General features: G+C 76.7%; 1 protein-coding gene and 1 pseudogene. One reads left to right on the forward strand and one right to left on the reverse strand.

Annotation, left to right across the window (positions count from 1 at the left end):
* A partial coding sequence (locus tag AXW62_RS44300; RefSeq protein ID WP_159061133.1) for a hypothetical protein occupies positions 1–240 on the reverse strand: 240 nt, incomplete at its 3' end.
* 24 nt (positions 241–264) lie between these two features.
* On the opposite strand from AXW62_RS44300, the pseudogene AXW62_RS46540 reads away from it, so the two are divergent.
* Positions 265–545, forward strand: a pseudogene (locus AXW62_RS46540) (DUF3152 domain-containing protein); the annotation flags it as partial.

The following is a 545-nucleotide window of genomic DNA, read 5'->3' on the forward strand; positions in this document are numbered from 1 at the left end:
GTTGACGGCCAGCAGGCCGGGCCGCACGCTGGTCAGCACACCGGGCCGCAGGCTGGTCAGCACACCGGCCAGCACGCTGGTCAGCACACCGGGCCGCAGACCCCGCCGCATGGCAGTGCCGTGCCTGGTGAGGGGGCGGCCGTCTCGGGTGATGCCGGGTGGGGGCATGGTGGTCCGGCTGCCGGTGATTCGGGTGAGTTCGCGGTTGAGGGGCACCAGGGGGCGCACACTCCGCCGCATGGCAGTGCGGTGTCCGGTGAGCGGGTGCCTGTTGCGGGTGATGTCGGCTGGGGGCACGGTGGTCCGGCCGCCGGGGACTCCGGCGAGGTCCCGGTCGACGGTCAGCACACCGGTCCGCAGACCCCGCCGCACGCCGGTCCGCACACTCCGGCGCACGGCACTCCGCACACTCCGTCCCATGACATCCCGGCGCACGGCACCCCGGCGCACGGCACCCCGGCGCACGGCACCCCGGCGCACGGCACCCCGGCGCACGGCACCCCGGCGCACGGCACCCCGGCGCACGGCACCCCGGCGCACGGCAC

This window comes from Streptomyces hygroscopicus subsp. hygroscopicus (assembly GCF_001553455.1).
GTDB lineage: Bacteria > Actinomycetota > Actinomycetes > Streptomycetales > Streptomycetaceae > Streptomyces > Streptomyces hygroscopicus.